This is a genomic window from Paraburkholderia sp. BL6665CI2N2, from assembly GCF_004366535.1.
Classification (GTDB): Bacteria; Pseudomonadota; Gammaproteobacteria; order Burkholderiales; family Burkholderiaceae; genus Paraburkholderia.
This window is the reverse complement of record NZ_SORC01000001.1, coordinates 6,162,620-6,184,801: the sequence shown is the minus strand read 5'-3', so window position 1 is coordinate 6,184,801 and position 22,182 is coordinate 6,162,620. Positions and strand designations below refer to the sequence as shown.

The window sequence follows — 22,182 nt, the reverse complement described above, 5'->3', positions numbered from 1 at the left end:
CGGCTCAAACCATCGCCAGCTCGCGCCCCACGCCACCTTGCAGCAGTTCGGAAATCGCGTCCGTCGATAAGGGCTTCGCGAAGTAGAACCCCTGCATCTCATCGCACGCGCGCTCTTTGAGGAAGTCGAGTTGCGCGGACGTCTCCACGCCTTCGGCGATCACCTGCAACTTCAGCGAATGCGCAAGCGCGATGATCGCCGAGGTGATCGTCTCGTCGTCGGCGGACACGCCGATGTCGGAGACGAATGAGCGGTCGATCTTCAGGCGGTCCACCGGGAAGCGCTTCAGATAGCTGAGGCTCGAATAGCCGGTGCCGAAGTCGTCGATGGCAAGACCGATGCCGAGCGCGTGCAGCTCGTTGAGCATCGACACCGCTTCTTCCGCATTGCGCATGATGGTGCTTTCGGTCAGTTCGAGTTCGAGGTATCGCGGCTCAAGACCGGTCTCGGCCAGCACCTGCATGACCAGCTTGGCGATGTCGCGCTGCTGGAACACGCGCGCCGACAGATTCACCGACACACGCGCCGGCGGCAAGCCTTCGTCCTGCCAGGCCTTGTTCTGGCGGCACGCTTCGCGCAGCACCCATTCCGAAAGCGGCCCGATCAGCCCGCTTTCTTCCGCAACCGGAATGAACGACGACGGCGGCACCAGTCCGACTTCCGGATCGCGCCAGCGCACCAGCGCCTCGGTGCCGACGATCTGGCCACTTTCAATATCCACTTGCGGCTGGTAGTGCAGCAGGAACTCGTTGTCACGCAACGCGCGGCGCAGACGCCGTTCGAGATTCAGGCGCGCGCCCGCGCTCGCGTTCATCTCCGGCTGATAGAACTGGAACGTGTTGCGACCCATGTCCTTGGCGCGATACATCGCGACGTCGGCCTTCTTCATCAGCGTCTCGGCGTCTTCGCCGTCTTGCGGGAACAGGCTCGCGCCCATGCTGCAACCCACATACAGTTCGGTGCCGTCGAGCCAGACCGGCTCGGAGATCGACGCGCGCACGCGCTCCATCCAGGCGATCAGCGACTGTTCGTCGACGGTGTCGGTCATCACGATCACGAACTCGTCGCCGCCGTGCCGCGCCACCGTATCGCTCGTGCGCGTGCAGCGCGCGAGACGTTCGGCGACCACGCTGAGCAGCCGGTCGCCGACGCTATGGCCGAGACTGTCGTTGACGTTCTTGAAGCCGTCCAGATCCATGAAAACGACTGCGACGCCCTTGTGATGCCGTTGCGCGACGATCAACGCATGCTGCAAACGGTCGCGCAGCAGGTTGCGGTTCGGCAGACGCGTGAGGCTGTCGTAGTTGGCCTGGTATTCGAGCTGTTCCTGATAGCGCATCAGATCGGTCACGTCGTTGATCACGCCGATGTGATGCGTGATCATGCCGTCCTGATTCGGCACCGGCGCGATGAAGAGCTGATTCCAGAACAGCGCGCCATCCTTGCGATAGTTGCGCACCACCGCGCTGACCTCGCGGTTCGCCGCGAGCGCCTGACGGATCAGCGCGACGCCTTCCTGGTCGCGATCTTCGCGTTGCAGGACACGGCAATCGTGGCCGATCACCTCGGCCGGGTCGTAGCCGGTAATGCGCATGAACGCCGGATTCACGTATTCGATCAGATTGCCGGTCGGCGACGGCGCGGTGATCAGAATCGCGTTGACGCTGGCATCGAGCGCGCGGCTTTGCAGGCGCAAGGCAAGATCGGCGCGCTTGCGCTCGGTGATGTCCGTGTAGGAACCGAGCACGCCGATCACGCGGCCGTCGCCGTCGGTGAACGGCAGCTTGCTCGTGACGGTCGTGCGGTGCACGCCGTCGATCACCAGATCGAGCTCGAAGTTCATCTTCGGCACACCGGTGCTCACGACCTCCTTGTCGTGGTCGCTCAGCAGCGTCGAGAAATCGCGCCACGGCATGTCGGCGTCGCTCTTGCCGACTACCTGCTCCGGATACGCGAGCCCGGCATCGCGCGCGAACGCCATGTTGCAGCCGAGATAGCGCGACTGCATGTCCTTCCAGAAAATGCGCTGCGGAATATTGTCGATCACCGCTTCGAGCATCTGGTTCGAACGCTGCGCTTCGGCTTCGGCGTTGATCTGGTCGGTAACGTCGTCGGCGAGCACGAAGAACGCGGCGCGGCCCATGAAGTTCAGCGCGTGATACGAAATGTCAGCGCTGATCGTCGAGCCGTCCTTGCGCCGGTGATGCCAGATGCCCGCCATGGTGCGGCCGTGCTGGCCCGCGTCGCTGCGCTGCATATGCGTTTCGAGGCGCGAGATTTCGCCGCTCGGGCGGATCGCGCGAACGGTCATGCCGAGAAATTCGCTTTCGGTGTAGCCGTATTGCTGGATCGCGGCCGCGTTGACGGCGAGAAAGCGCAGCGTCTCGCGATCGAAGATATACATCGGCACCGGATGGTCGTCGAACAGGCCGCGAAAGCGTTCGTCGTGGCGGCCGAGCGCGCGCACGCTGCGCAGCTTCTCGCGGGCGCTGTTTTCGCGCGCGCCGAACGTGAAGATCAGCAGCACGCTGCCGCCCAGCATGGTCACGATCAGCAGGAACATCGCCCGCTGCGTTTCGCTCGCCGATGCCGCGAGCGACGCCTGCAACGCGCGGTTCTCCGCGCCGCGCAGTGCTGCGAGGCCGGCTTCGACTCGATCCAGGCCGAGCCCGAGATGGGTATAGGTCGAGGCCGCCCACGCGTGCGAGGCGTCCGGGCCGGCACTGGCGCTCCTGAGCAACGCGTCGTCGATGTCGTGTTGCAGCGCGTGGCTGTCCGCGCTCAGCTTCGCGAGCGCGCCGAGCATGGCGGGTTCGCCGGCCAGTTCATTGCGCAGGTCGTGCTCCAGACCCGCGAGCGTTGTCGCCATGGCGGCTGCGGCGGCCGCGCTGGCCGGCGCCGACTCGCCCGACGCCTCGAAGCGGCCGAGCGCGCCTAGCCCGCCGTCGAGCGCCGTATGGTAGGCGTCGAGGTGCTGGCGCACGCTCGTCGAACGCAGCATGCGCGCGTCAACGTCGCGTTGGCCGCAAATCTGCGTATAGGCGACGAACGCGTTCGCGCCGATCGCCGCGGCAACGACCGCCAGATTGATCAGCAGCCGCTTCGATAGAAAAGGAGTCATGGGTTCCGAACGTCAATCGTTCTGCGGGCGGGAGCGCGCGGTCGCGGCCGATGCGTCGGGCCGCATCGATACGAGTTTCTTTACGCGCCAACCCATGGATAACGGCAGGGTTCGGAACAGATTGAGGGTAGTGAGTGAAAAAAACCTGGCCGGCAGCGCCTAGCCGGCCGCGCCGAACTCCTTCATGGCCGGGACGAAGTCGTGGTTGGCCTCCTGCTTGCGCGACAGCTTGGCGAGCACGTAGCGCTTGAACGGATCAAGTTCGGCCCACTGGGCGACGCCCGGCGCGGCGAGACCGGCCAGTTGCGCCTGATGCGCGATACCCTCCGGCACGCTGTCGGTGCGGCGCCAGGCCGGCGCTTCCTCGGGTGTGAACCACTCCGGCTCGATGTTCGCGTGGGTGCGCAGCATTTCGAACAGGGCATGATCGAAATTCGGCTCGATTTCCGCGTCTTCCTCGACCGGGAAACGCGCCAGCAGCTTGCGGTCTTCGAGCGGCAGCGTCTGCCATTGATCGAGCGAAATGCGCAGCCCGAACCGGTCGAGATTGAAGCGCACGGACATCGGGATGTAAGTGAAATTCTCCGAAGACGCGACCTCGAAGTTGAACAGAAGCGGTGCTTCGTTGAGTCCCATGATTGAGTCCCTCCTGAATGGCCGGCAACACGCAAGCCCAGCTTGGGGTATTTTAGAACCTTATTCGCGCGACGGCGGCATGGCTGGCGGCACCCTGCGGGCCGTCAACCGCTCGCGCGCGCGGCATGACAAAGGAGTGAACTAGCTTGAACGAACTGGAAACAGCCGGGCAGCCGGGCGCGGTAGAGCGCCAGGTGCACCGGCATCGCGGCGCGGCGGTCGAAACCGTCATCGACCATGTCGGTCAGGAATGGCCGGTCGCGCTCGTCTTCAACGGCATTTCGCATGCGGTGATGATGTGCACGCCGCGCGATCTGGAAGCGTTCGCGGTTGGATTCGCGATTTCGGAAGGGATCGTGGAGCGTGGCAGCGACATTCAGGACATCGAGGTGGAACTGCATGACGACGGCGAATTGCCGCATGCCGAAGTGCAGTTGCAAGTGGTGCAACAGGCCTTCGTCGCGCTGAAGGAGAAGCGCCGCGCGCTCGCCGGGCGCACCGGATGCGGTGTTTGCGGCATCGAAAGCATCGATTTGCTGGATCTGCAGCCGGAGCGTGTGCCGGATACCGGCTTTCTGCAGCGGCTCGCGCCGGACGCAATCGCGCGCGCCGCCCGCGATCTGCCCGAGCATCAGGCGTTGACGCGCCTGACCGGCGGCCTGCATGCCGCCGCGTGGTGCGACGCCGCGGGCGCGATCCGCTACGCGTTCGAGGACGTCGGCCGCCACAATGCGCTCGACAAGCTGATTGGCCAGTTGGTGCTCGACCGCGTGGATACCAAGGACGGTTTTGTGTTTCTGTCGAGCCGCGCGAGCTACGAGCTGGTGCGCAAGGCCGCGCGCGTCGACGTGCCGATGGTCGCCACGATCTCGGCGCCGTCGTCGCTGGCGATTGCGATTGCGCGCAAGGCGGGTGTGCGGCTGGTCAGCTTCTGCCGCGAGACAAGCTACGTTGACTACGATACGTTGCAGTCGACGCAGCCTTGAGCGGCCAACGCGCCTGAACATTCATGCGCGCCAACATCCTGACGCGCTGAAGCTCGAAGCGGCGAGCGGGCAACTCCCTTCAACGCCGGAGCGCTCGCACGCCGGAAGTGCCTGGAACACCCCGCACGTCGCTCAATCGAATTGCCGGAAGTCCGGCTTGCGCTTCTCGAAGAACGCCTTGAACGCCTCACGTGCTTCGGGCGCGAGCAGCATCTTGCCGAAATGCACGGCTTCTTCGGACATCTGCGTTTGCAGTTCCTGGTGGCTGGCGCGCTTCATCAAGCTCTTCGTCACGCGCAGCGACGAAGCCGGCAACGCGGCCAGCTTCGCGGCCTGCGAAGCCGCAAACGCATCGACTTCGGCGGCGGGCAGCACGCGATTCACGAAACCCATGCGTTGGGCCTCGGCGGCGTCAAACGCTTCGCCGAGCAATAGTTTCTCCGCCGCCGCCTGATAGCCGGCGATACGCTGCAACAGCAGACTCGACGCCGCTTCCGGACACAAACCGAGTTGCGTGAACGGCAGCGAGAAGCTCGCGGTATCGGCCGCGTAGACCAGGTCGCAATGCAGCAGCAGGGTCGTGCCGATGCCGACCGCCGGGCCCGCCACCGACGCCACCACCGGCTTCTCCGCCGAGCTGATCGCGCGCAGGAACTGAAACACCGGCGCGTGTTCGCCCATCGGCGGCGTCTTCATGAAATCGTCGAGATCGTTGCCGGCGCTGAAAATGCCGGCGCTGCCGCGAATCAGGATCGCCCGCACGGCGGCGTCGCCTTGCGCTTCGACCAGCGCGTCGGCCATCGTCTGATACATGGCGGCCGTAATCGCGTTTTTCTTGTCGGGCCGGTTGAAGGCCATCGTCAGCACGCCGTCGGCGCGCTCGACCAGAATATCCATCGTCATCTCCTCGTACTCCTGCTGAGAATGTAAGAACGGTTCGCAAGCCGGATGGTCTGCGAACCGTTCTGTGGTCCTCAACGCGTACGCGCGAGGACCGAAGCGAACAGCGGGGTGAACACGGTCACAGGCGCTCGATGATGCCCGCCGCGCCCATGCCCGTGCCGACGCACATCGTCACCATGCCGTACTTGTAGTTACGGCGGCGCAAGCCATGCACCACGGTCGACGCACGAATCGCGCCCGTCGCACCCAGCGGGTGGCCGAGGGCGATCGCGCCGCCGAGCGGGTTGATCTTCGCCGGATCGAGACCGAGGTCCTGAATCACCGCCAGCGATTGCGCGGCGAATGCTTCGTTCAGCTCGATCCAGTCGAGGTCGTCGATCTTCAGGCCGGCGGCTTTCAGCGCGGCCGGAATCGCTTCCTTCGGACCGATGCCCATGATTTCCGGCGGCACGCCGCGCACGGCGAAGCTGACGAAACGCGCGAGCGGCGTGAGGTTGAATTCCTTCAGCATCTTTTCCGACACCACGATCAACGCGCCCGCGCCGTCCGAGGTCTGCGAGCTGTTGCCCGCCGTCACCGAACCCTTGTTGGCGAACACCGCGCGCAGCTTGGCGAGACCTTCGAGCGACGTTTCCGCGCGCGGACCTTCGTCGAGCGACACTTCGCGGGTCTTCACGCGGACTTCGCCGGTGGCGAGATCGGGGAAGCGCTCGGTGATGGTGTATGCAGCGATTTCGTCGTTGAACTCGCCGGCTTGCTGCGCGGCGATGGCGCGGCGATGCGATTCCACCGAAAACGCGTCTTGTGCTTCGCGGCTGATCTTCCAGCGTTCGGCGACCTTCTCCGCCGTCAGGCCCATACCGTAGGCGATGCCGATGTCTTCATTGCGATCGAAGATATGCGGCGACATGGACGGCTTGTTGCCCATCATCGGCACCATGCTCATGGATTCGCAGCCGCCCGCGATCATCGCGTCCGACTCACCGACGCGGATGCGGTCGGCGGCCATGGCGAGCGCGGTCAGGCCCGATGCGCAGAAGCGGTTCACCGTCACGCCGCCGACGCTATTCGGCAGGCCGGCAAGCAGCGCCCCCATGCGCGCGACGTTCAGGCCTTGTTCCGCTTCCGGAATCGCGCAGCCGATGATCGCGTCTTCGATCACTTTCGTATCGAGGCCGGGCACTTGCGCCACGGCCGACTTGAGCGCGTGCACCAGCAGTTCGTCGGGGCGCGTGTTCTTGAACATCCCACGCGGCGCCTTGCCGATCGGCGTGCGGCTCGCGGCGACGATGTATGCGTCTTGCAATTGCTTTGCCATTGAATCTCCTTTGTCGACGGCAGTTAGCGCTTTAGCGCTTACTGCCGTCCCATGCAGTCTCATCGCGGTCGACAGCAGTTAGCGCTTCAGCGCTTACTGCCGTCCCATGCAGTCTCATCGCGGTCGACGGCAGTTAGCGCTTTAGCACTTACTCCCGCCCCAAGTACATAGTGCGGGCTCGTCGCTTAGTTGCGCACCGGCTTGCCGGTCTGCAGCATGCCCATGATCCGTTCCTGCGTCTTTTGCGTGCCGAGCAGATCGACGAACGCACGACGCTCGAGTTGCAGCAGCCATTCTTCATCGACCAGACTGCCCGCTTCGACATCACCGCCGCACACCGCTTCCGCGATACGGCTCGCGATCAGGAAATCGTGCTCGCTGATGAATCGGCCATCGCGCATGTTGACGAGCGACGCCTTGATGGTCGCGATCGCCGAACGCCCGGCCACCGGCACTTGCGTAACGCGCAACGGCGGACGATAACCCGCTGACGACAACGCGCGCGCTTCCTTCTTCGCCACGTCGAGCAGTTCGAACACGTTGAAGACAATCGTGTCCGACGGCTTCAGGTAGCCCATCGCGCGGGCGTCGAGCGCGGAGGCCGAAACCTTCGCCATCGCCGCGTTTTCGAACGACTTCTGCACGAATTTGAGCAGGTCGTTGGTTGCGCCCACCTGCGTCGCCGCTTCCGCCGCGCGCAGCGCCGCTTCCTTCAGGCCGCCGCCAGCCGGCACGAGACCCACGCCGACTTCCACCAAACCGAAATAGCTTTCGATGTGCGCGACCCGCTTCGCGCTGTGCAGCGCCAGTTCGCAGCCACCGCCGAGCGCGATGCCCGACACGGCCGAGATGACCGGCACGCTCGCGTACTTCACGCGCAGCATGCCTTGCTGGAATTTCTTCACGAACGGCTCGATGCCCTTCGCGCCGCCCATCATGAACGCGGGCATGGCTTCTTCGAGATTGGCGCCGGCGGAGAACGGACCACCCGGCGTGCCGAGTTTCAGCGACGTCGGCTGCCACACCACCAGACCCTTGTAGTCCTTTTCGGCCAGCTCGATCGCCTGCGTCAGACCGTCGATCACCGACGGTCCTATCGTATTCATCTTGCTCTTGAACGACACGATCAGGACGTCGTTCTCGCCCGCGCGGTCGTCGACCCATGCACGCACGGCGTCGGTTTCGAACAGCGTCTTGCCATAGGTCTTCGGATCAGCCTTGGTTTCGCCGACCAGCGGCGCACGGAACACCTGCTTGTCGTACACCGACAGCGACGAGCGCGGTACGAACGCCTTCGAAGCCGGCGACCACGAACCTTCGTTCGTATGCACGCCGCCCTGCTCGGCGACCGGCCCTTCGAGCACCCACGACGGCAGCGGCACGTTCGAGAGCGCCTTACCCGCCGCGATATCTTTCTGCACCCATTCGGCGACCTGTTTCCAGCCGGCCGTCTGCCAGCCTTCGAACGGACCTTCGTTCCAGCCGAAGCCCCAACGGATCGCCAGATCGACATCGCGCGCGTTATCCGCGATCGATTCCAGGTGCACGCCGATGTAGTGGTACACGTCGCGGAAAATTGCCCACAGGAATTGCGCCTGCGGATGCTGCGATTCGCGCAGCAGCTTCAGACGCTCCGCCGGCGGGCGCTTCAGAATGCGGCCGACCAGTTCGTCCGCCTTCGCGCCGCCGTCGACGTACTCGCCGGTCTTCGCGTCGAGCACCTTGATCGCCTTGCCTTCTTTCTTGTAGAAGCCGCCGCCGGTCTTCTGACCCAGCGCGCCCTTCTTTACGAGTTCAGCGAGCACGGCCGGCGTTTCGTAGACCGGGAAGAAGGGATCGTCCTTCAGCGTGTCCTGCATCGTCTTGATGACGTGCGCCATCGTGTCCAGACCGACCACGTCGGCGGTACGGAACGTGGCCGACTTCGCACGGCCCAAACGCGCACCGGTCAGGTCGTCCACTTCGTCGAAACGCAGGCCGAATTTTGCGGCTTCGGTCACGACGGCGAGGATCGAGAAAATGCCGACACGGTTAGCGATGAAGTTCGGCGTGTCTTTCGCACGCACGACGCCCTTGCCGACCACGCTGGTCAGGAACGACTCGAGTTGATCGAGGATTGCCGGGCGCGTGGTCGCGGTCGGGATCAACTCGACCAGGTGCATATAACGAGGCGGATTGAAGAAGTGCACGCCGCAGAAGCGCGCCTTCAGTTCATCCGAGAAACCTTCCGACAGCGCGGTGATCGACAGACCCGACGTGTTGGTCGCGAAAATCGCGTTCGGCGCGAGATGCGGCGCGACCTTCTTGTACAGGTCGTGCTTCCAGTCCATGCGCTCGGCAATCGCTTCGATCACGAGATCGCATTCGGCGAGCTTTTCGATGTCGTCGTCGTAATTCGCGGGCTGGATGTATTGCGCGTCGTCCTTCACGCCGAACGGCGCCGGCGATAGCTTCTTCAGATTCTCGATCGCCTTCAGCGCGATCGCGTTCTTCGGGCCTTCTTTGGCGGGCAAGTCGAACAGCAGCACGGGCACCTTGGCGTTGATCAGGTGCGCGGCGATCTGCGCGCCCATCACGCCGGCGCCGAGCACGGCTACCTTGCGAATGATCAGATTGCTCACGTCGTTCCTCCGGGGAGTTATGCGATGTCGCGAAGCTTCATGGACGCTTCGCGATGTGTGGCTGACGGGAAGCGCCGCGGGTTCGACACGCGCGGCGCCTGCCTTGATGTTTGCCTGAAGCCGGGGCTTAGAACAGCGCTTCTTCGACGTCCATCAGCGACTTCGAACCCGCGCGCGCCTGACGGATCGTCATCGCCGTTTCCGGCAACAGCTTCGCGAAGTAGAAGCGCGCCGTGGCGAGCTTGGCCTTGTAGAACGGATCGCCTGAAGCTTCCTTGTCCAGCGCGACGCGCGCCATGCGGGCCCAGAAGTACGAGAACACCAGGTGGCCGACGGTGCGCAGATACGGCACGGCGGCGGCGCCGACTTCGTCCGGGTTCTGCATGGCCTTCATGCCGATTTCCATGGTCAGCTTCTGCACCTTTTCGCCGATGTCGGCGAGCGGGTTGATGAACTCCTGCATTTCCGGCTTCACGCCTTCGGCTTCGACGAAATCGGACACCAGCTTGCCGAACTTCTTCATCTTCGCGCCCATGTCGCCGAGAATCTTGCGGCCGAGCAGGTCGAGCGCCTGAATCGCGTTGGTGCCTTCGTAGATCATGTTGATGCGCGCGTCGCGCACGTACTGCTCCATGCCCCATTCGGCGATGAAGCCGTGGCCGCCGTAGATCTGCATGGCGTGGTTGGTGCTCTCGAACGCGTTGTCCGACAGGAACGCCTTCAGGATCGGCGTGAGCAGCGCGACGAGGTCGGCGGCTTCCTTGCGCACGGATTCGTCAGCGTGCGACAGTTCCTTGTCGATATGCAGCGCCGACCAGTACGAGAACGCGCGCGCGGCTTCGGCGTAGGCCTTCTGCGTGAGCAGCATGCGGCGCACGTCCGGATGCACGATGATCGGGTCGGCCGCCTTTTCCGGCGCCTTCGGGCCGGTCAGCGAACGCATCTGCAGACGCTCTTTCGCGTACGTCAGCGAATTCTGGTAACCGATTTCGGTCAGGCCCAGGCTCTGCATGCCGACGCCCAGACGCGCGGCGTTCATCATCACGAACATCGCGTTCAAGCCTTTGTTCGGCTCGCCGACGAGCCAGCCCCTGGCGTTGTCGAGATTGATCACGCAGGTCGCGTTGCCGTGAATGCCCATCTTGTGTTCGATGGAGCCGCACTTCACGCCGTTGCGCTCGCCCGGTTCGCCCGCTTCGTTCGGCACGAACTTCGGCACGATGAACAGCGAAATGCCCTTGGTGCCCTTGGGCGCATCCGGCAGACGCGCGAGCACCAGGTGAACGATGTTCTCCGCGAGGTCGTGTTCGCCGCTGGAGATGAAAATCTTCGTGCCGCTGATCGCGTAAGAGCCGTCGCTGTTCGGTTCGGCCTTGGTGCGCAGAATGCCGAGGTCGGTGCCGCAATGCGGCTCCGTCAGACACATCGTGCCGGTCCAGACGCCCGCCACCAGCTTCGGCAGATAGCGTTGCTGCAACTCCGGCGTGCCATGTGTATGCAGACATTCGTACGCGCCGTGCGAGAGCCCCGGGTACATGGTCCACGCCTGATTCGCCGAGTTCAGCATTTCATACAGCGCGTTGTTGACGAACGCGGGCAGGCCCTGGCCGCCGTATTCCGGATCGCAGCCCAGCGCGGGCCAGCCGGCTTCGACGTATTGTGCGTAGGCTTCCTTGAAGCCTTTCGGCGTGGTCACGACGCCGTCGCCGACATACGTGCAGCCTTCCTGATCGCCGCTGTGATTAAGCGGGAACAATACTTCGGAGCAGAACTTGCCGGCCTCTTCGAGCACCGCGTTGATCGTGTCGGTATCGAGATCCGCGTGCTTCGGCATCTGCTTGATTTCGGCTTCGACGTTAAGCAGTTCGTGCAACACGAATTGCATGTCGCGCAGCGGCGCGGCGTACTGTCCCATGACTCTCTCCAAGTTTGACAAGAAGCCAGGCCGTTAGCTGAGTCCGTGGATCGGAACTTTCTGCGCCGCTGAATCCGCCGGATTGGCGGCGACGCTGCTAACGGCTTTCGCTTTGATACGAAACAATCAATTTTTCCAGCGCGGCCCACGTGAGACGCACCGCATCCGGCAAGTGCAGGAAGCGCGCGTCGTGATGCAGACCGAGGGTGAAGCTGTACAGTTCGAACAGCATCAGTTGCGGATCGGTGTCGGCACGCAGATGCCCTTCTTCCATTGCCTGCGAAATCGCCCGCGTGAGCGCGGCACGCCAGACCGTCACGCTCGACACCAGTTGCTCACGCACCGGGTTATCCGCGCGATCGTCGTATTCGACGGCGCCGCTGATGTAGATGCAGCCGGTGGTGACTTCCTGAATGCGTTTCTCGATCCAGCGGGAAATCATCGCGCGCAAGCGCGGCAATCCACGCGGCTCGCGCAAACTCGGGAAAAACACCTCGTCTTCGAAACGACGGTGATATTCGCGCACGACTTCGACCTGCAAATCCTCGCGCGACCCGAAATGCGCGAACACCCCGCTTTTGCTCATCTGCATGCGCTCGGCCAGCAGCCCGATGGTCAGACCTTCCAGTCCGTCGCGGCTTGCCAGGTCAAGTGCTGCATCGAGAATTGCGGCTCGCGTCTGTTCGCCTTTTCGCATAGCTTTTTACCGTTCTAATGTGACCGAAAGAAAATCGAACGGCCGTACTATTATTGAGTGCTGCCGTCCGCGAAACAAGGACTTTATTAGAAACCGGTTTCTAACCTGGTTTCAATTCTGCGGCATCCGTCAATCGGAGGAATGAGATTTTTTAGAGGCGTTTGCCTTAAGTTTGCCTTTGAGAGAGTTCGCTCGTCTAAGTGCACGCTTTCTCTGATCCACGCAGCCGGGCCGACATGATGCAGCAAGTCGGTGCGAATGCAGAAGCGTTTGGCGTATCGCGGGTATGGGGAGACCGCTCGCGACGGCGCGCATTGCGCGTTGGAACGTGTGTCGATCGTTCCTCGAGACGCAAGCCCGACAGGGCGTTGACGCCGTGCGGCGGTCCGCTTGGGCTTGTTCGATCGGCACAGGCAGGAAGAAAGAGGACAGGGTCAGGACGCGTTCTCGTGCGCCGGGAAAGTTGGCTCAAGCACCTTGGCAACGCGCGCCAGCACGTCGTTCCAATAGCCACCTGCGGCTGGATGAAAAGACGCAATCCGGGATACCACGGGCTGTGGTCTTGACCATACAACCCAGCGCTAACATCCCGCGAAACGGTTGAGCAGTCAGACCGGTTTGCCCATTGCCGCCGCAAGACGCGCAACCGAGGTCGCGACGGAAATCACCAGATCGAGGTTGTCGATCAATGACGCGGTATCCGCGAAGTCAGTAATTTCGTCTGTCCAATCGGTCAGTCGATCAGTCGCATCGGACGGCGGCGTCCAGAGCAACGGGGCCCAAGCATTGCAACTAGGCCGCTTCGTGCCGCGGCATTGTTCACAAGCGCATCGCCGCAAGTCAGTCGTACCCGCCCACCGTCAGCACCTTCATCACGGCCCGATAGGTCGTGTAGGCAAGCCAGTTGAGCGCACGTTCGCCGGCCGGCCGGGCGTCGTAACGCGCTTCGTCGATACGGCGCGAGTCCTTGAAGGCGACGAGGATCGCCTCGCGCAGTGCGTCGATCGACGGGTCGTTCACCAGCACCACATTGGCTTCGTTGTTGAGCATCAGGCTCAGCGCGTCGAGGTTCGACGAGCCGACCGTTGCCCAGTTCGAATCCACCACCGCGACCTTGCCATGCAGCAGCGTTTTCTCGTACTCGGCGATCTGCACGCCGGCCCTGAGCAGCGCGCGATACAGAAACGGCACCGCGTAATCGAGCGCCTTGAATTCCTTGCGCCCGATAATCAGCTTCACCACGACGCCGCGTCGCGCCGCGAACACCAGCGCCCGCCGCAGCTTGCGGCCCGGCATGAAATACGGATTGGCGAGCAGCACCTCGTTGCGCGCCTGGCCAATCGCGACCAGATACGCTTTCTCGATAGCTCGCCGGTTGATCAGGTTGTCGCGCGCGACGAACGCCACGCAAGGCTGGCCGCCCGCCCACAATTCCTCGTTTCGACGCCGGCGGCGACGACGCAGACTGCCCAGCGAGGCGGTGGTCTTCGGCCCGAGATCCGGCTCCATCGACTCGATCGGCCGATGCCCGAGCCGAATCCGCCGCCATTGCACCTCGAACGCCTGGCGGATATCGGCCACCACCGGTCCATGTAATTCGACCGCGAAGTCCCAGCGCCGGTACGGCAGCTTCTCGCCATTGTTCTCGTAGTCGTCGACGATATTGATCCCGCCGCAGTACGCGAACTGATCGTCGATCACCGCCAGTTTGCGATGCGTGCGTGAAAAGCCGAAGCGGCCGAACAGATGCGGGTTGTAGATGCGATGCTCGATGCCGGCGACGGACCACTCGTCGAACAGCGGCAAACGCGCGGTGCCGATGCCGTCGGTGATCACGCGCACCTTCACGCCACGCGCGGCCGCACGCAGCAGCGCCGCGCTCACCGCCTTCCCGGCGTCGTCATGGCAGAAGATATAAGTTTCGAGCACGACGTCGCTCTGCGCGGCATCCACACGAGCGATCAGAGCGCTGAAGAACTCGTCGCCAGAACGCAGCAGCTTGACGTCGTTGCCGCTGGTGAACCGATAACGCTGCCAATAGCGGCGGCCGAGCAGCGATTGCCGCAGTCGGGCGAAGCGGCGCGCGCCGCCGACGCTCACCGGCCACGCTCCGTGGGATGCCCAACGACAGCACGCCCACTGAGCCGCTCATGCAACCTTTTAGGCAACTGCAGGATCGCATCGGCATTCGACGACGAAAAACAGCGCGACGCCGCCTCGTCATACGGCAGCCACAGAAACGCGGTGTGCTCGCGCGGTGCGAGCGTGACCTCGAGTTGCTCGGGCACCTGCAAGCTGAACCAATGCTCGGTGTTATGGATCACGCCTTCGGCATAGCGATGGCGGAACTCCGGGTAGATCTCGTATTCGATCGAATATTGCCAGTCGAACAACGCGTTGTGCGGCACATGCGCACCGCCCACCACAATGCCGGTCTCTTCGGCGACTTCGCGCGCCGCCGTCTCGGCGAGCGGCTCATCGAGCCGGTCTTTGGAGCCCGTGACCGACTGCCAGAACCCGGCGTGATCGGCACGCTCGATCAGCAGCACGTCGAGCGCGGGCGTATGAATGATGACGAGTACGGATTGCGGAATCTTCGGCGGTTTCGGCATGGCGTGAAAACTGGGCGCAATGCTTGCGCGGTACATGTCGGAGATCGGACCAGGAAGCGGTCGAACGCAGTTGCATCGACTGTAACGCAAAAAACGAAAAAGGCGCATCACACATGGTGATCGCGCCTTTTCCGGTTGCGCCGGCTGTCGTTTTCAGACAGCACTGACTGGACTCAAGCCATTACACCTTCGGTTCCGGCTGACGCAGACGGATGTGCAGTTCGCGCAACTGGCGCTCGTCCACTTCGCTCGGCGCCTGCGTGAGCAGACACTGCGCGCGCTGCGTCTTCGGGAACGCGATCACGTCGCGGATCGAGTCGGCGCCGGCCATCATCGTAACGATGCGGTCCAGACCGAATGCGATACCGCCGTGCGGCGGCGCGCCGTATTGCAGCGCGTCGAGCAGGAAGCCGAACTTGGCTTGCGCTTCTTCTGCGTTGATCTTCAGCGCGCGGAACACCTTGCTCTGCACTTCTTCACGGTGGATACGCACCGAACCGCCGCCGATTTCCCAGCCGTTCAGCACCATGTCGTAGGCCTTCGCGAGGCAGCGCGCCGGATCCGTTTCCAGATACTCGAGGTGCTCGTCTTTCGGGCTCGTGAACGGGTGATGCGCGGCGACGTAGCGGTTGTCTTCCTCGTCGTATTCGAACATCGGGAAGTCGACCACCCACAACGGCTTCCAACCGCTCTCGACGAGGCCATTGGCCTTGCCGAATTCCGAATGGCCGATCTTCAGACGCAGTGCGCCGAGGCTGTCGTTCACTACCTTCGCGCGATCCGCCGCGAAGAAAATGATGTCGCCGTCTTGCGCGCCGGTGCGCTCGATGATCGCCTTGACCGCTTCGTCGTGCAGGTTCTTGACGATCGGGCTTTGCAGACCGTCACGGCCCTTCGCGACTTCGTTGACCTTGATCCACGCGAGGCCCTTCGCGCCATAGATGCGCACGAATTCCGTGTAGCTGTCGATGTCGCCACGCGAGAGTTCGCCGCCCTTCGGCACGCGAATCGCCGCGACACGGCCGTCTTTCGTGTTGGCCGGCGTGCTGAACACCTTGAAGTCGACGTCGCGGACCGCATCGGTCAGGTCGGTGAATTCGAGCTTCACGCGCAGGTCCGGCTTGTCCGAACCGAAACGGCGCATGGCTTCCGAATACAGCATGACCGGGAATTTCTCGTCCAGCGTGACGCCGATCGTTTCCTTGAACACATGACGGATCATGTCTTCGAACAGATCGCGAATTTCCTGTTCCGACAGGAACGAGGTTTCGCAGTCGATCTGCGTGAATTCCGGCTGACGGTCGGCACGCAGGTCTTCGTCGCGGAAGCACTTGACGATCTGGTAGTAGCGATCGAAGTTCGCCACCATCAGCAGCTGCTTGAACAGTTGCGGCGATTGCGGAAGCGCGAAGAACTGGCCCGGGTTCGTACGCGACGGCACGAGGTAGTCGCGCGCGCCTTCCGGCGTGCTCTTGGTCAGCATCGGCGTTTCAATGTCGATAAAGCCGAGCGAGTCGAGGTACTTGCGCGCCTCGATCGCGACGCGGTAGCGCAGACGCAGGTTGTGCTGCATCTGCGGACGGCGCAGGTCCAGCACGCGATGCGTGAGACGCGTGGTTTCCGACAGGTTGTCGTCGTCGAGCTGGAACGGCGGCGTGATCGACGGGTTCAGCACGATCAGCTCGTGGCACAGCACTTCGATCTTGCCGCTCTTGAGCGCGGCGTTCGTGGTGCCTTCCGGACGGCCGCGAACCACGCCCTTGATCTGCAGGCAGAACTCGTTGCGCACGCCTTCGGCCGCCTTGAACATCTCCGCGCGGTCCGGGTCGCAGACGACCTGGACGAGGCCTTCGCGATCGCGCAGGTCGATGAAGATGACGCCGCCATGGTCGCGGCGGCGACTCACCCAGCCGCACAGCGAGACGGATTGGCCCAGCAGTTCTTCGGTCACCAGACCGCAGTATTGAGATCTCATCGACATGATGTTTGTCTTTCGTTTTGCATTGGTTGAACGGCGCGTGGCATGGAAACGCTACGCGCCGCGTTACAGCGGAGGCTCGACTGTCGTGCGGCGCACCGGCGCCGGGGGCGCGGACGGCGCCACGACGCCCATCGAGACGATGTACTTGAGCGCAGCGTCGACCGTCATGTCGAGCTCGATCACTTCGCTCTTGGGCACCATCAGGAAGAAGCCGGAGGTTGGATTCGGCGTAGTCGGCACATACACGCTGACGTGATCTTCTTTCAGGTGGTTGATGACGTCGCCGCCCGGAATGCCGGTCAGAAACGCAATCGTATAGGAGCCGCGGCGCGGGTACTCGATCAGGAGCGCCTTGCGAAACGCATTGCCGCTGCTCGACAGCAGGGTATCGGACACCTGCTTGACGCTGGTGTAGATCGGGCCGACCACCGGAATGTGTGCGACCACGACTTCCCACCACTTCACGAGCTTCTGCCCAATGAAGTTTTGCGTCAACAGTCCAACGACAAAGATGAAGGCGAGCGTGAGCACTGCACCGAGGCCGGGCAGGCGAAAGCCGAACAGGCGCTCCGGCTGCCACGCGCGCGGCAGCAGAAGCAGCGTCTGGTCCATCGTGCCGATGATCAGTCCGAGCACCCACAGTGTGATGGCCAGAGGCACCAGCACCAGCAGGCCAGTCAGGAACACCGATTTGAGTGTCGTTTTTTTCGTCGTCATGTGTACCGCCAGAAAGCCGCGCGGGCCGAAGCCCAAGGCGCGGCATGTGCGCCGCCCCGGAGGGCGGCAGTGCGACTAGGTGCTGCCGGAACCGCTCGAACTCGCCGAAGCGGCCGGTGCGGCAGCAGGCGCGGAGGGCGTCGCAGCCGTGTTGCTGGCCGGCGCCGCGTCGGTTTGCGTAGCGCCGTTACTGGCGCTCGCGTTCTCGCCGGAGGCGCCATTCGAGGCGCCGTTGCCGTCGGGCTTGGCCGGCGCGCTCGCGCCGCCATTGCCGCCGCGAAAATCGGTCACGTACCAGCCGGAGCCCTTCAACTGGAACCCGGCAGCGGTGACCTGCTTGCGAAATGTGTCTTTCCCGCACTCGGGACACTGCGTTAACTGCGGGTCGCTGATCTTCTGAAGCACGTCCTTCCCGAAGCCGCATGACTCGCAACGATAAGCGTAGATCGGCATGATCTTTTTCCCTACTGAAATCTGGCAAACGCTTGCAAAGCCTTGAATTATAGCCGCAAACGATATCTTCCCCCCGGATTTTGGGGACAAGCGCCCGACGCAGGCGCCGGTGCGTTAAATGGGGGCGGCGGTAGTCGAATCAAGTGCGGCGGGCGCCGCCGCCAGGCGCGACAGCCGCGCGGTCAAACGCGGCGACGCCAGGTTAGCCAGCGCTCACGTCCCGCGAAGACGGCAATCGAGTCGTGCACGGGCTCGTCTTCGATCAGCTCGAAGTGCGGCGTGAGCAGCGCGTCGAGTTCCGCGCGCTCGATGCCGAACGGCGGCCCTTTCGGCGTCGCGCCGATAAAAAAGAACCCCGCGAGCAAGCCGCCAGCGGGTAACAGCTCAGCCATTCTTCGTGCGTAGTCGATGCGGTGCGCGAGCGGCAGCGCGCAGAGAAACGCGCGCTCGTAAATCCAGGCGGGTGCGAAAGGCGGCTTGTACGTAAAGAAGTCCGCCTGCTCCACCAGATGCGCATGCTGTGCGCCCAGTTGCTCATGCGCCGCCGCAACCGCAGCCGGTGAAAAGTCGATCGCCCGGACCGGGTAGCCGTGCCCGGCCAGCCAGACCGCTTCGTACGCGCTGCCGCAACCTGGAATCAGCACGGCGGCGCCTGGTTGGCGCGCGGCGAACGACTCAAACGCGGACGGCACGCCCGCCTGATCCCACGGCATGAAACCGCGCTCGAAACGCTCGTCCCAGAACTCAGGCGAGTTGGGATCGCGGCTCTCAAATTCAGGCGCGGAAGGTTGGGTCGGGTCGCTCATCAATTACCTCGCAGGGGATCGCAATCAACCGCCGTAAGCAAGCACCAGAAACACCCGCGTCAGCACCGCACCGACGCCGACCGCCACACCGAACAGCAGCAAGCCTTGCAACAGCCGGTTGGTGCGCTTCTGCTCGAGCAGAATCTGGCGAATCATGTCGTCGTTCGCGCCGCGCTTGTTGTCGTGGCGCTCGGCCAGCACGTGATGAATCAGGCGCGGCAACTGCGGCAGCGTCTTGCTCCACTGCGGCGCCTCGATCTTCAGACGCTCGTACCAGCCGCGCAGGCCGATCTGTTCGTTCATCCAGCGTTCGAGGTAAGGCTTGGCCGTCTTCCACAGATCCAGTTCGGGATCGAGCGACCGACCGAGCCCTTCCACGTTCAGCATGGTCTTTTGCAGCAGCACCAGCTGCGGCTGAATCTCGACATTGAAGCGGCGCGAGGTCGAGAACAGGCGCATCAGCACCTGGCCGAGCGAAATATCCTTCAGCGCGCGATCGAAGTACGGCTCGCAAACCGCGCGGATGGCACTCTCGAGTTCTTCGACGCGGGTAGTCGGCGGCACCCAGCCCGACTCCAGATGCAGCGTGGCGACGCGATGGTAATCGCGCTTGAAGAACGCGAGGAAGTTCTGCGCGAGGTAGTTCTTATCGAAGTCCGACAGCGCGCCGATGATGCCGAAGTCGAGCGCGATATAGCGGCCGAAGTGCTTCGGATCGAGACTCACCTGAATGTTGCCCGGGTGCATGTCGGCGTGGAAAAAGCCGTCGCGGAACACCTGGGTGAAGAAGATTTCGACGCCTTCGCGCGCCAGCTTGGGAATGTCCACGCCAGCCGCGCGCAGCGTCTCCACCTGGCTGATCGGCACGCCGACCATGCGCTCCATGACCAGCACCGTAGGCGTGCAGAACTCCCAGTACATTTCCGGCACCAGCAGCAGATCGAGCCCGGCAAAATTGCGCCGCAACTGGCTGCCGTTGGCCGCTTCGCGCATCAGGTCGAGTTCGTCGTGCAGGTATTTGTCGAATTCGGCGACCACCTCGCGCGGCTTCAGACGCTTGCCGTCGGCCCACAACCGCTCAGCCCATACGGCGATGTCGCGCAGCAGGGCGAGATCGGAATCGATCACGGGCAGCATGTTCGGGCGCAGTACCTTCACGGCCACCGCCTTGCCGGCGTGCTGCCCCGCCTTCACCGTGGCGAAGTGCACCTGCGCGATCGAGGCGCTCGCCACCGGCACCCGCTCGAAGTCGTCGAACAGCACGTCGACCGGTGCGCCGAGCGCGTTCTCCACCAGCCGGATCGCCACCGCGGATTCAAACGGCGGCACCTGATCCTGGAGCTTGGCGAGCTCGTCGGCGATATCGACCGGCAGCAGATCGCGCCGCGTCGACAACACCTGCCCGAACTTCACGAAGATCGGCCCGAGGCTTTCCAGCGCGAGCCGCAGACGCACGCCCGGCGGCGCGTCGAACTTGCGGCCGATCGTGGTGATACGCAGCAGCAAACGCACGCGCCGGTCGTTGACGCGGCTGAGCATCATCTCATCGAGACCGAAGCGGATGACCGTAAAGAAAATCTTGAGGAAACGCAGAAAACGCATAGTTGTGCCCGGTGACTAGCGCGTGCCGCGCGACGTGGCGGCGCCGCCCGGCGCATCGGCGCCGCGGGCTTCGACCTTCTGTTCAAGACGCTCGAGGCGTTTTTCCACGCGCGCCAGTGCGTCGCGCGCGCGGGCCAGTTCTACGTTGAAGTCCTCCAGCGCGGCGCGGCGCACCAGCTGCGGATTCTCGTCGAGCAGATATTCGGCGGCGGTGTCGAGCAGGTTGCGCCCGGTGCGCTGCACGTGTTCGCCGACCGTGCGCACCACCGAGGCTACACGCCACGCCGGACCGTCGCCGATGAACCTGGCCAGATCTTCTTCCGGCTCCCAGCGCAGATGTTCCGCGAGCTTGGCGATCACGGTGGCGAATTCGGCGTCGCCTTCGATCTTGACATGCTTCATTACCGCCGCCTGGCCGCCTTGTACGAAGGCGGGCAGCGCGTCAGACGACACCGAAATGGTCACGTCGAACTGCTGCGCCTCGGTGGCCGCGACCGCGCTCAGATAGCCGTCCGGTTGCACCAGCAGCATCAGCACGACCGGCGGACAGGACAGTCTCGCGGTCTTGCCCGCGTAGGGGGCGAGGCGCTCACGAGCCCACGATTCGCGGGCGAGCAGATGATTGACAGCAGCAGCGAAGGGCTTGGCGGCGAGGGTCATTGAAAGTGGCAAGAAAAAACCCGCGCGAGCGAGGTGCCCGCGCGGGTTCCTATTGTAACGTCCGTTCGCTTCGCGGCCTGCTATGCCGAACGGCCAACGTACGGTGCGAATCCAGAAGGCGCTGCTGCGTCACGCGGCCCCTGTCGCACCGCCGCTTCAGTGCTGCGCGACCTGCTGGATGCCGGCCAGCAGCCAGCCTTCGCCGGGGCGATTCGCCTTCGACAGGTTCCAGACTTCGACGAACGGCTCCGCCGCCGCGCCCGGTGCCTCGCGAATCAGGCCCGAGAAGCGCACGCTGGCGAAGTATTCGTTCGCGCGCTCTTCCACGCCCAGCAGTTCGGCGTTCAGTTGAACGACGTCAGTCTGATTTCTCTCGGCGCCACGCGAAGACAGATCGACCTTCACCTCGGCGAACATTTCCGGCGTGGTGAATTCGCGGATGTCGTCCATGTTGCCGGCGTCCCATGCGGCTTGCAGACGCACGAAGTAGACCTTGGCGTTGCGCAGGAAGGCTTCCGAGTCGAAGCCGGCCGGCACCACAGGCGCGGCGTTGATGGTCGGCGTGGTGAGCGGATTGCCTTGCGGTTCGAGGTACGAGCCGGACGGCGGCGCGCTATAACGCGGTTCCTGCGAATAGCCGGTGCCGCCCGAATTCAGCGACGGCGAATTGCCCGCGTAAGCAGGTTGCGCGGAGTCACGCTTGCGGCCCATGAAGCGGCGGATCAGCCAGATGCCGATCATGGCGATGATCGCAATCACGATGATGTTGGCCATGGCGCCGGCGAACGCGCCGCCCAGGCCAAAGTGCGACAGCAACGCGGCGATGCCGAGACCGGCCGCCAGACCGGCAATCGGCCCGAGCCAGCGCGACCGGTTAGGCTGCGCGGCCGGAGTCGGCGCGGGCGCCGGAGCGGGCTGCGCACGCTGCTGCATGGCCTGATTGCTTTGGGAAGGTTGCGACGGCGCGGACTGCTGCGTCACGCTGTTCGACTGACGGCCAATGCTACGGCCACCGCCCATGCGGCGAGCTTCCGCATTGAGCGAAGCGAGGGAGCCGGCCATGATCAGACCGACCATCGCGATCAGTCCGATTCTTCTCACCAGCGACCGCCCAACCTTACGGGGAGATAACACACCTGAATCGGACATTTCGT

At 63.6% G+C, this 22,182-nt stretch carries 18 protein-coding genes and 1 pseudogene; 2 read left to right on the top strand and 17 right to left on the bottom strand.

What is annotated here, in order from left to right; translation table 11 throughout:
• Positions 1-4 precede the first annotated feature (4 nt).
• The gene (locus B0G81_RS27820; RefSeq protein WP_134139636.1) at positions 5-3,121 is read right to left on the bottom strand and encodes an EAL domain-containing protein; all 3,117 of its coding nucleotides are present in this window, start codon (positions 3,119-3,121) and stop codon (positions 5-7) included.
• Between B0G81_RS27820 and B0G81_RS43820 the strand changes: the two genes are divergently transcribed.
• Complete coding sequence (locus tag B0G81_RS43820) at positions 3,120-3,284, top strand: hypothetical protein (protein ID WP_166679067.1); 165 nt, start codon at positions 3,120-3,122, stop codon at positions 3,282-3,284. The genes B0G81_RS27820 and B0G81_RS43820 overlap by 2 nt on opposite strands.
• Here B0G81_RS43820 and B0G81_RS27815 read toward each other — a convergent pair.
• Positions 3,281-3,757: a nitrate reductase associated protein gene (locus tag B0G81_RS27815; RefSeq protein ID WP_116142931.1), complete on the bottom strand. Its 477-nt coding sequence runs from the start codon at positions 3,755-3,757 to the stop codon at positions 3,281-3,283. The genes B0G81_RS43820 and B0G81_RS27815 overlap by 4 nt on opposite strands.
• Before the next feature lie 146 nt (positions 3,758-3,903).
• On the opposite strand from B0G81_RS27815, the gene fdhD reads away from it, so the two are divergent.
• Positions 3,904-4,743, top strand: coding sequence for a formate dehydrogenase accessory sulfurtransferase FdhD (gene fdhD / locus B0G81_RS27810; protein ID WP_134139634.1), 840 nt, complete (start codon positions 3,904-3,906; stop codon positions 4,741-4,743).
• A gap of 132 nt (positions 4,744-4,875) precedes the next feature.
• Here fdhD and B0G81_RS27805 read toward each other — a convergent pair whose 3' ends face one another.
• From B0G81_RS27805 to B0G81_RS27735, 15 genes and pseudogenes are all read right to left on the bottom strand, one after another.
• Positions 4,876-5,646 carry an enoyl-CoA hydratase gene (locus B0G81_RS27805; RefSeq protein WP_116142935.1) on the bottom strand — a complete coding sequence of 257 codons (771 nt, stop codon included), beginning with the start codon at positions 5,644-5,646 and terminating at the stop codon, positions 4,876-4,878.
• A 118-nt stretch (positions 5,647-5,764) separates the two neighbouring features.
• Entirely contained in the window at positions 5,765-6,964 is a 1,200-nt protein-coding gene (locus B0G81_RS27800) for an acetyl-CoA C-acyltransferase (RefSeq protein ID WP_106281998.1), read from the bottom strand.
• Positions 6,965-7,149: 185 nt separating this feature from the next.
• Positions 7,150-9,585, bottom strand: coding sequence for a 3-hydroxyacyl-CoA dehydrogenase/enoyl-CoA hydratase family protein (locus B0G81_RS27795; RefSeq protein ID WP_134139632.1), 2,436 nt, complete (start codon positions 9,583-9,585; stop codon positions 7,150-7,152).
• Between the two features lie 127 nt (positions 9,586-9,712).
• The gene (locus tag B0G81_RS27790) at positions 9,713-11,500 is read right to left on the bottom strand and encodes an acyl-CoA dehydrogenase C-terminal domain-containing protein (RefSeq protein WP_134139629.1); all 1,788 of its coding nucleotides are present in this window, start codon (positions 11,498-11,500) and stop codon (positions 9,713-9,715) included.
• Between the two features lie 97 nt (positions 11,501-11,597).
• The gene (locus B0G81_RS27785; protein ID WP_106282004.1) at positions 11,598-12,197 is read right to left on the bottom strand and encodes a TetR/AcrR family transcriptional regulator; all 600 of its coding nucleotides are present in this window, start codon (positions 12,195-12,197) and stop codon (positions 11,598-11,600) included.
• A gap of 434 nt (positions 12,198-12,631) precedes the next feature.
• Positions 12,632-12,934: pseudogene (locus B0G81_RS44810) on the bottom strand (hypothetical protein); the annotation flags it as partial.
• Between the two features lie 103 nt (positions 12,935-13,037).
• Entirely contained in the window at positions 13,038-14,297 is a 1,260-nt protein-coding gene (gene clsB / locus B0G81_RS27775) for a cardiolipin synthase ClsB (protein WP_134139627.1), read from the bottom strand.
• On the bottom strand, positions 14,294-14,809 hold the full coding sequence (gene nudB / locus B0G81_RS27770; RefSeq protein ID WP_134143223.1) for a dihydroneopterin triphosphate diphosphatase: 516 nt from the start codon (positions 14,807-14,809) through the stop codon (positions 14,294-14,296). The genes clsB and nudB overlap by 4 nt, the downstream gene beginning before the upstream one ends.
• A 181-nt stretch (positions 14,810-14,990) precedes the next feature.
• Complete coding sequence (gene aspS, locus B0G81_RS27765) at positions 14,991-16,790, bottom strand: aspartate--tRNA ligase (protein WP_106282010.1); 1,800 nt, start codon at positions 16,788-16,790, stop codon at positions 14,991-14,993.
• A gap of 63 nt (positions 16,791-16,853) precedes the next feature.
• On the bottom strand, positions 16,854-17,507 hold the full coding sequence (locus tag B0G81_RS27760; protein WP_012431717.1) for a DUF502 domain-containing protein: 654 nt from the start codon (positions 17,505-17,507) through the stop codon (positions 16,854-16,856).
• A 75-nt stretch (positions 17,508-17,582) separates the two neighbouring features.
• Positions 17,583-17,960 carry an FmdB family zinc ribbon protein gene (locus B0G81_RS27755; RefSeq protein WP_134139625.1) on the bottom strand — a complete coding sequence of 126 codons (378 nt, stop codon included), beginning with the start codon at positions 17,958-17,960 and terminating at the stop codon, positions 17,583-17,585.
• Between the two features lie 182 nt (positions 17,961-18,142).
• On the bottom strand, positions 18,143-18,766 hold the full coding sequence (locus B0G81_RS27750) for a methyltransferase domain-containing protein (RefSeq protein ID WP_134139623.1): 624 nt from the start codon (positions 18,764-18,766) through the stop codon (positions 18,143-18,145).
• Between the two features lie 24 nt (positions 18,767-18,790).
• Positions 18,791-20,368 carry a ubiquinone biosynthesis regulatory protein kinase UbiB gene (gene ubiB, locus B0G81_RS27745; protein ID WP_116118960.1) on the bottom strand — a complete coding sequence of 526 codons (1,578 nt, stop codon included), beginning with the start codon at positions 20,366-20,368 and terminating at the stop codon, positions 18,791-18,793.
• A 15-nt stretch (positions 20,369-20,383) separates the two neighbouring features.
• Complete coding sequence (locus B0G81_RS27740; protein WP_134139620.1) at positions 20,384-21,028, bottom strand: SCP2 sterol-binding domain-containing protein; 645 nt, start codon at positions 21,026-21,028, stop codon at positions 20,384-20,386.
• 156 nt (positions 21,029-21,184) lie between these two features.
• Positions 21,185-22,177: a TIM44-like domain-containing protein gene (locus tag B0G81_RS27735; protein ID WP_134139617.1), complete on the bottom strand. Its 993-nt coding sequence runs from the start codon at positions 22,175-22,177 to the stop codon at positions 21,185-21,187.
• Positions 22,178-22,182: the final 5 nt, after the last annotated feature.

Excerpts from the sequence above, each read along its gene's own strand:
- B0G81_RS43820 (WP_166679067.1), top strand. The coding sequence starts at position 3,120 with ATGGGTTCCGAACGTCAATCGTTCTGCGGGCGGGAGCGCGCGGTCGCG.
- B0G81_RS27820 (WP_134139636.1), bottom strand. The coding sequence starts at position 3,121 with ATGACTCCTTTTCTATCGAAGCGGCTGCTGATCAATCTGGCGGTCGTT.
- B0G81_RS27815 (WP_116142931.1), bottom strand. The coding sequence starts at position 3,757 with ATGGGACTCAACGAAGCACCGCTTCTGTTCAACTTCGAGGTCGCGTCT.
- B0G81_RS27805 (WP_116142935.1), bottom strand. The coding sequence starts at position 5,646 with ATGACGATGGATATTCTGGTCGAGCGCGCCGACGGCGTGCTGACGATG.
- B0G81_RS27800 (WP_106281998.1), bottom strand. The coding sequence starts at position 6,964 with ATGGCAAAGCAATTGCAAGACGCATACATCGTCGCCGCGAGCCGCACG.
- B0G81_RS27790 (WP_134139629.1), bottom strand. The coding sequence starts at position 11,500 with ATGGGACAGTACGCCGCGCCGCTGCGCGACATGCAATTCGTGTTGCAC.
- B0G81_RS27785 (WP_106282004.1), bottom strand. The coding sequence starts at position 12,197 with ATGCGAAAAGGCGAACAGACGCGAGCCGCAATTCTCGATGCAGCACTT.
- nudB (WP_134143223.1), bottom strand. The coding sequence starts at position 14,809 with ATGCCGAAACCGCCGAAGATTCCGCAATCCGTACTCGTCATCATTCAT.
- aspS (WP_106282010.1), bottom strand. The coding sequence starts at position 16,790 with ATGTCGATGAGATCTCAATACTGCGGTCTGGTGACCGAAGAACTGCTG.
- B0G81_RS27760 (WP_012431717.1), bottom strand. The coding sequence starts at position 17,507 with ATGACGACGAAAAAAACGACACTCAAATCGGTGTTCCTGACTGGCCTG.
- B0G81_RS27755 (WP_134139625.1), bottom strand. The coding sequence starts at position 17,960 with ATGCCGATCTACGCTTATCGTTGCGAGTCATGCGGCTTCGGGAAGGAC.
- B0G81_RS27750 (WP_134139623.1), bottom strand. The coding sequence starts at position 18,766 with ATGAGCGACCCGACCCAACCTTCCGCGCCTGAATTTGAGAGCCGCGAT.
- ubiB (WP_116118960.1), bottom strand. The coding sequence starts at position 20,368 with ATGCGTTTTCTGCGTTTCCTCAAGATTTTCTTTACGGTCATCCGCTTC.
- B0G81_RS27740 (WP_134139620.1), bottom strand. The coding sequence starts at position 21,028 with ATGACCCTCGCCGCCAAGCCCTTCGCTGCTGCTGTCAATCATCTGCTC.
- B0G81_RS27735 (WP_134139617.1), bottom strand. The coding sequence starts at position 22,177 with ATGTCCGATTCAGGTGTGTTATCTCCCCGTAAGGTTGGGCGGTCGCTG.